The sequence below is a fragment of the Streptomyces asiaticus genome (genome assembly GCF_018138715.1).
In the GTDB taxonomy this organism is placed as follows: Bacteria; Actinomycetota; Actinomycetes; order Streptomycetales; family Streptomycetaceae; genus Streptomyces; species Streptomyces asiaticus.
This window is the reverse complement of the sequence record NZ_JAGSHX010000006.1, coordinates 9,151,766-9,158,948: the sequence shown is the minus strand read 5'-3', so window position 1 is coordinate 9,158,948 and position 7,183 is coordinate 9,151,766. Positions and strand designations below refer to the sequence as shown.

The following is a 7,183-nucleotide window of genomic DNA, read 5'->3' as shown; positions in this document are numbered from 1 at the left end:
GAGCGTGACTCCCTGGATCCAGGAACGTAGGACGCCGGGCGCACACCAGCGCAACGCGAAGGTCTGCGCCGCGTCCGGACAGGACAGCGGGACAGGAGAACGAGATGGCGAAGCGGGCGGGGAACGGACGGGACATGGGCGGGCGGACCCCTCCCGCGTGGCGGATGCCACGCGGGCGCTCATGCGCTGCGGCCGGTGGCCCGTGGTCCGTGATGCGTGGACCGTGTTCCCCGGGCTTCGTGGATGTCTTGTGGGTCTGGGCGGGGCCTAGTAGATGCCTTCCGGCGCCGATCGCACGACCTGAAGTGGCTTGACGTTGGCGACGCCGTCACACGGCCACTCCGGGCCCGTGTCGTACCGCACCGCGAGGTCGCGCTCGAGCACATTGGGCAGGAAGAGGTCGTCGTGCAGGACGGTCAGCCGGACCTGGCCCTGTTCGCCGTATCCGACCACCTTGGACCAGTCGTCCTTGTCGACGACCGCCATGGTCACCTGCGGGTAGTTCGGCAGGTACGGCATGACGGCGCCGTCGTCCTCCGCGGGCAGGCCCACGGTGTTGCCGAAGGTGTTGGCGTACGTGACGACGACCAGTCCGCCGTCCAGGGCCTTGTGGAAGGATCTGCGCATGGCGGGGGTCGCGTGTGTCCCGCTGAGCCGTACGCCCTTCAGCCGCGCCACCAGCTCGGGCCTCGCCTTGATCAGGGCCTGTAGCAGGGCCGGGGTGGTGACGAGGTAGTCGACCGGCTGGTGCTCCAGGACCGCGGCGATCTGCTCGGTGATGTGGGCCGTGTACTCCTGCGCGTCCTTCAGTCTGCCGTCGCGGAGCAGCCGCTTGACCCAGCGGGGGTCGAAGTCGATGCCGTACACCCGGCCGTCGTACAGGTCGGCCAGGTCCACCGCGCCGTGTCCGATGAGATGCGGTCCGGTGGGGGTGGCCTGGAGCCAGGTGCGGCCCGGTTCGAATCCCTCGCGCTCGATCACCCAGCGCCGCCAGGCGGCGCGGTGCTCGAGCATCGGCTCGGTGTAGAACACCCGGCAGGGGTTGCCGGTGGTGCCTCCGGAGTCCCAGACCCGGCCGGTCAGGGGCCGGGGCACGGCCTGGGGCACGAGCTCGGCGGGGTCCAGGGTGCGCAGGTCGCCCAGCGGCATCGGGCCGAACGCGGACAGCTCGTCGTGGCGGGTGATGTCCCGTGGGTCGATGGCGAGTTCGGCGGCGCGCTTGAGCCAGTACGGGGTGCCGGTGTCGGGGTCGAAGTGGCGGCGGACGACCCGGCGGGTCCAGGCGTCGATGTCCTGCGACAGCCACTGGTCGATCTGCTCGGTCACGTCCTTCACTGGGCCACCCCGGCTTCCGTGGAAGGGAGTTCGATACCGAAGTCGTAGACCGCCGTCATCGCCTCGAAGACATGGTCCGGGGATTCCACGTGGACCACGGGGAACGCCGCGCTCTGGAAGGTGCCGAAGGCGGCGGGGCCGAGCACCAGACCCAGTTCGGTGCCGCCGTCCTCCAGTCCGCCGATCATGTGCGGGACACTCACGGGGGCGGTGGGGTTGCGGCGGAAGAGATCGCGGATCTCCTCGGCGGTGGTGAGGGCCTTGCGCTCCATGCACGAGTGCACGGGCACCCGTGGGTCATGGAAGGTCATGGCCTCCAGCGTGGGCTCGAGGAAGTCGCTGATGTGCTGCTGGAGCGGCGAGTGGAACGCCGCGCCGTGGTCGTCGGACACATGCAGCGCGCCGGCCGGGAACCCCGCCCCGAACTCCTGGAGCGCCGAGCGGTAGCCGCCCAGCAGCACCATGCGCTCCTGGCCCGTGCCGACCTTCCCGAGGTCGGCGGAGAGATACACACCGGGGACGTCGGCGAGCAGGTCGTCGGTGGCGGTGTCGTAGGGGATCCGCAGCATGGCGACGGCCTGCGGGCCGTTGTCCGCGGCCGGTGGTGGCACTTCCCGCAATCGCATCAGAAGGGTGAAGAGATCCTGACGCTCGACGGCTCCGGCGAGAGTCGCGCCGACCAGTGCGCCGAAACTCAGCCCGCATACGGCGGCCGGCGTTATGCCGTATTCCTCGGCGAGAACATCCGCAATTCCTAATACGGCCGCGGCCTGACGAATGGCACCGATGCCTTGTCGGTGCTCCTGTCCGGGTTGCCGTTCCTCTTCGAATATCCGCTGGACGTCGATACCCGTCCACTCGGCGATGCGTTGATAGGTGTGCTGCACACTCGGAAAGAGTTCATACAGCTCCGCGCCGGCTCCCGGCTGATCGTTCATACCACCGTCGAGGACATACGCAAGCGTCACCCCGAAACCCCCGTTTCCACCCGTTCGCGCCGGGCCAAAGCATGCCGCATCACCGCGGCACCCCATGAACTGCTCCCCCGAGATCCCCGTTCCGCTAGCGGGTCTCAAGAATCACCCAGCTGTTCGCGTTCGCTCATCAAACCTCTCGCTGCCAAGGCGTGTCAAGCAAGATCCACACGCCTTGCGCCACCTTTGCCTAACCCCGGCCGGTCCCATTGCGCAACCGTATTTCGACATCCTCACGGGGGCCGCCGAGCTCCTCCCAGACCTGGTCAAGGGCCTTGACGAACATCTCCACCTCGGAGGTGGAATGGACGGCTCCGGGGGCTACCCGCAGGATCTCCTCACCGGCCCGTACGCTGGGCGCGTTGATCGCCTGCACATAGATGCCGTGCCGCTCCAGCAGGGCCGTGGACATGCGCTTGCACAGGGCCTCGTTCCGCACCAGCACGGACACGATGTGGGTGAGGTCGGAGATGAAGGGGATCCGGCGCTCCTTCAGCAGCCGGTGCATCAACTGTGCGTTTGCCCACAGCCGTTCCCTTTCGGCCTCCGAGGAGCGCAGATGGCGGACGGCGGCGAGGGCGGCGGCGGCCACGGCGGGCGGCATCGCGGTGGTGAAGATGAAGGAGCGGGAGAACATCCGCACCGCCTCGATCACCTCCGCCGGGCCCACGATGTATCCGCCGTTGGTGCCAAAGCCCTTGGCCAGCGTGCCCATGATGACGGTGAACCGGTCTGCCAGCCCCTCGCGTGCCGCGATGCCCGCGCCCTGCGGGCCGTACATGCCCACCGCGTGCACCTCGTCGAGGAAGGTCATGGCACCATGGCGCTCGGCGATGTCGGCGATCTCCGCGAGTGGCGCGATGTCGCCGTTCATCGAGTAGACCGACTCGGTGACGATGAGCTTGGGCGCATCGGGGTCGGCGGCCGCGAGCAGCTCCTCGAGGTGCGCGGTGTCGTTGTGCCGGAAGATCCGCTTCTGGGCGCCGCTGTGGCGCAGGCCGTCGATGATGGAGGCGTGGTTCAGCGCGTCGGAGAAGACGACGCAGCCCTCCATGCGGCCCGCGATGACGGACAGCGCGCCGTCGTTGGCGGTGTAGCCGGAGGTGAACAGCAGCGCGTCGTCCTTGCCGTGGAGCGCGCTGAGCTCCTTCTCCAGCAATACGTGGCAGTGGTTGGTGCCGCCGATGTTGCGTGAGCCGCCGGCGCCCGCCCCGTACTCGTCGACGGCTTCCTTCATGGCCTCCAGGACGGCGGGGTGCTGGCCCATGCCGAGGTAGTCGTTGCTGCACCAGACGCTGATCCGGGAGGTGTCCTCGAGGCCGCTGACGCTGGCGGCGGGGAACTGACCGGCGAGCCGTCCGATCTCCAGGAACTCCCGCTTTCCACCGTCAGAACCTTCGGTGAGGCGCGAAAACAGGTCCAGATATTGGGTCGTCACGTCCACTCACTTCGCTTTTAGGCTACTTGGGGATCGCGCAGAAAGCGGGATGAGCCGTAGCGACCCCCCGCCGACGCCAATCTACATGCGGTCGGCCGTCAATCGGTATGCCGAAAGGCAACCTCCGCACACCCGACCCGGTTTCACGGCAGGAAACTGACGGGTGGATGGAAGAAGGTTGCCACGCCGGAGGCAGGGTGTCATCCTTCAGCGGGAAACGGCACCTTGAACTCATCGGCACACGGCGAACTGGAGTTTCGATGTCTCCGACCGACAATTACGTCCGACGGGTCCTCGAGGCTCTGTCGGCCGATTCGGAGCGGGTTGCCCTGCTCCGCGACGATGAGCGGTTCACCGCCGGTGAGTTCACCCGCACCGTGGTCGCGGCGGCGGAATTGCTGCGCCGCCAGACAGCGGAGGAAGAAATTCCGGTCGTGGCCGTACTGACGGTCGCCAACACCCCGGCCACCATCATGCTGCGCTATGCGGCGAACCTCATCGGTGCCACGGTGGTCCATCTGCACTCCACCAACGCGGTGGACCCCACCGATCAGCTGGCCACCCGCGAGCGGCACGAGATCCTGAAGAAGACCGGCGCCACGTTCCTCGCCGTGGACGAGGAGAACCTGGGCCTGGCCCGGGAGCTGTGCGAGCGTCTGCCGGAGCCGCCCCGGCTCGCCGCACTGGGCTCGCTCGGCCCCGATGTGCTGGACCTGACCACGGGCGACGCGGACGCCTTCGATCTGACGGTCGTGGAGACCGACCCCGAGCGCCCGGCCGTGGTCCTGTTCACCAGTGGCACCAGCGGCAGCCCGAAGGGTGTGACACTCCCCTTCCGCGTCCGAACTCTCTATCTGCGGGCGGGACTTGACGCGCCCGGCCCGATCACCTATCTGTCCACGCTGCCGGTGAGCCACTCCAACGGCTCCGGCGCCGACCTCGCCCTCGCCTCCGGTGGCACGGTGGTGCTGCACGAGGGCTTCGACGCGAGCGCGGTGCTCGACGCGGTGGAGCGCCACCGGGTGTCCGCGCTCACCCTCACCCCTCCGCAGCTGTACATGCTGGTGGACCACCCGGCCATCAAGGACACCGATCTGTCGAGCATCCAGATCATCTCCTACGGCGGCTGCCCCGCCGCCCCGGCCCGGCTGGCCGAGGCGGTCGAGGTGTTCGGCCCGGTGCTGCTCCAGTTCTACGGCACCACCGAGACCAGCGGGATCAGCGTGCTCGCCCCGCCGGACCACTTCGACCCCGAACTGCGGTTCACCGCCGGCCGGCTGACCGCCGAGGTGCGCGTCCGTGACGTGGACGACCAGCGCGATCTGCCGGCGGGTGAGATCGGCGAGATCTGCGTACGGTCGCCGTTCAACATGCTCGGCTACTGGCGCGAGCCGGAGCTGACCGCGGAGACCGTACGCGACGGCTGGGTGTACACCGGTGACCTCGGCGCCCTCGACGAGCGCGGCTATGTGCGGCTGCACGGCCGGGTGGGCGAGGTGATGAAGACCAACGGGATCAAGGTTCATCCCACCGCCGTCGAGAACGCGCTGCTGACCCACCCCGATGTGGCCCAGGCCGCGGTGTACGGCGTGGCCGACGGGGACCGGGTGGAGCACATCCACGCCGCCGTGGTGCTCAGGACCGGTGGCGTCGCGGACTTCACCTCGCTGCTCGACCATGTGTCCGGTGAGCTCTCGCCCAAGCACGTGCCGGCCGCCATCACCTTCCATGACGACCTTCCGCTGACCGGCGCGGGCAAGCCGGACAAGCAGCGGCTGGCCGCCCAGCGGGCCGGGGTATGACGCTCACCGCGGCGGCGGTGCTCGCCGAGTCCGCGCTGCGGCGCCCGGACCACCCCGCGCTCGTCTTCGGCTCGCGGCGCATCACCTACCGCGAGCTGTGGGACGCCACCCGGCGGTACGCCGCCGTACTGCGCGACCAGGGCATCGGCCCCGGCGATCGGGTGGCCCTGCTGCTGCCGAACACCCCGCACTTCCCGATGGTGTACTACGGGGTGCTGGCGCTCGGCGCCGTGGCCGTCCCGGTGCACGGTCTGCTGCGCGCCGACGAGATCGTCCATGTGCTCCGCGACTCGGAGTCGAAGGTGCTGGTGTGCGGGGCGCCGATGCTCACCGAGGGCGCCAAGGGAGCGGAGGTGGCCGGGGTTCCGGTGGTCACCGTGCTGGAGGAGCACGGCGGCGGCCGTCCGCGGCTGGACGCCCTCGCCGAAGGCGCCGAGCCCATCGAGCGGTGTGTTCCGCGCGAGCCCGGCGACCTCGCCGTGGTCCTGTACACCTCGGGCACCACCGGCCACCCCAAGGGCGCGATGATCACCCACTTCAATCTGGTGATGAACGTGAGCACCACGATGCGCTCGCCGTTCGACCTCGGCCCCGACGATGTGCTGCTGGGCTGTCTGCCCCTGTTCCACACCTTCGGGCAGACCTGCGGGATGAGCACCACCTTCCTGGCGGGCGGCACGATGGTGCTGATGAACCGGTTCGACGGCCCCCGGGCGCTGGACCTGATGGTCACCGAGAGGTGCACCGTCTTCATGGGCGTGCCCACCATGTATCTGGCCCTGCTCGACGCCGCCGCCGAGGACCCCCGCCGCCCAGCCCTCGACCGCGCCTTCTCCGGGGGATCGGCGCTTCCGGTGAAGGTGCTCGAGGACTTCCAGGAGGTCTTCGGCTGCCCGATCTACGAGGGGTACGGGCTGACCGAGGCATCACCGGTGGTCGCCTACAACCAGAGGGCGTGGCCGCGTAAACCCGGGACGGTGGGGCGCCCGATCTGGGGCGTCGAGGCGGAGATCGCCGCGGCCGATGTGGAGGACCGCGTCGAGCTGCTGCCCACGGGCGCGGTCGGTGAGATCGTCATCCGTGGCCACAATGTGATGGCCGGTTACCTCAACCGCCCGGAGGCCACGGCCGAGGTGCTGGTCGACGGGTGGTTCCGCTCGGGTGACCTCGGCACCAAGGACGCGGAGGGCTATCTCACCCTCGTGGACCGCAAGAAGGACCTGGTGGTGCGCGGCGGTTACAACGTCTACCCGCGCGAGGTGGAGGACGTGCTGATGCGCCACCCGGCCATCGCCCAGGTGGCGGTCATCGGACTGCCCGACGAGGTGTACGGCGAGGAGGTGTGCGCCGTGGTGCGGCCACGCCCCGGGACGGCTCCGGACGCGGCGCTCGGCTCCGGGATCGTGGCGTGGGCGAGGGAACGGCTCGCCGGGCACAAGTACCCCCGCCGGGTGGAGTTCATCGACGCCTTCCCCCTGGGCCCCAGCGGCAAGGTGCTCAAACGCGAACTCGTCGGTCGCTTCACCACCGGTCGGTAGCCAACCGGCCCGGAGCCAACCGTCCGATAGCCAACCGACCGGTAAAGAATTGTCGCCTCAGGGGAGTTCCTGGCGGATACCTTTACCCGCACCCGC

The 7,183-nt window shown here is 69.1% G+C and carries 5 protein-coding genes; 2 read left to right on the top strand and 3 right to left on the bottom strand.

Features of this window, described 5'->3' with window-relative positions; translation table 11 throughout:
• Positions 1–267: 267 nt before the first annotated feature.
• The 3 genes from KHP12_RS46515 to hemA form a co-directional block, all read right to left on the bottom strand.
• Positions 268–1,335: an arylcarboxylate reductase gene (locus KHP12_RS46515; protein ID WP_037960172.1), complete on the bottom strand. Its 1,068-nt coding sequence runs from the start codon at positions 1,333–1,335 to the stop codon at positions 268–270.
• A complete protein-coding gene (locus KHP12_RS46510; RefSeq protein ID WP_211834627.1) occupies positions 1,332–2,273 on the bottom strand; it encodes an ACP S-malonyltransferase in 942 nt (313 codons plus the stop codon). The genes KHP12_RS46515 and KHP12_RS46510 overlap by 4 nt, the downstream gene beginning before the upstream one ends.
• 226 nt (positions 2,274–2,499) lie before the next feature.
• Positions 2,500–3,747, bottom strand: coding sequence for a 5-aminolevulinate synthase (gene hemA / locus KHP12_RS46505; protein WP_086879916.1), 1,248 nt, complete (start codon positions 3,745–3,747; stop codon positions 2,500–2,502).
• A gap of 260 nt (positions 3,748–4,007) precedes the next feature.
• On the opposite strand from hemA, the gene KHP12_RS46500 reads away from it, so the two are divergent.
• Positions 4,008–5,549, top strand: a complete 1,542-nt coding sequence (locus tag KHP12_RS46500) for a class I adenylate-forming enzyme family protein (protein ID WP_211834626.1) — start codon at positions 4,008–4,010, stop codon at positions 5,547–5,549.
• Positions 5,546–7,087, top strand: coding sequence for a long-chain-fatty-acid--CoA ligase (locus KHP12_RS46495; RefSeq protein ID WP_211834625.1), 1,542 nt, complete (start codon positions 5,546–5,548; stop codon positions 7,085–7,087). The genes KHP12_RS46500 and KHP12_RS46495 overlap by 4 nt, the downstream gene beginning before the upstream one ends.
• Positions 7,088–7,183: the final 96 nt, after the last annotated feature.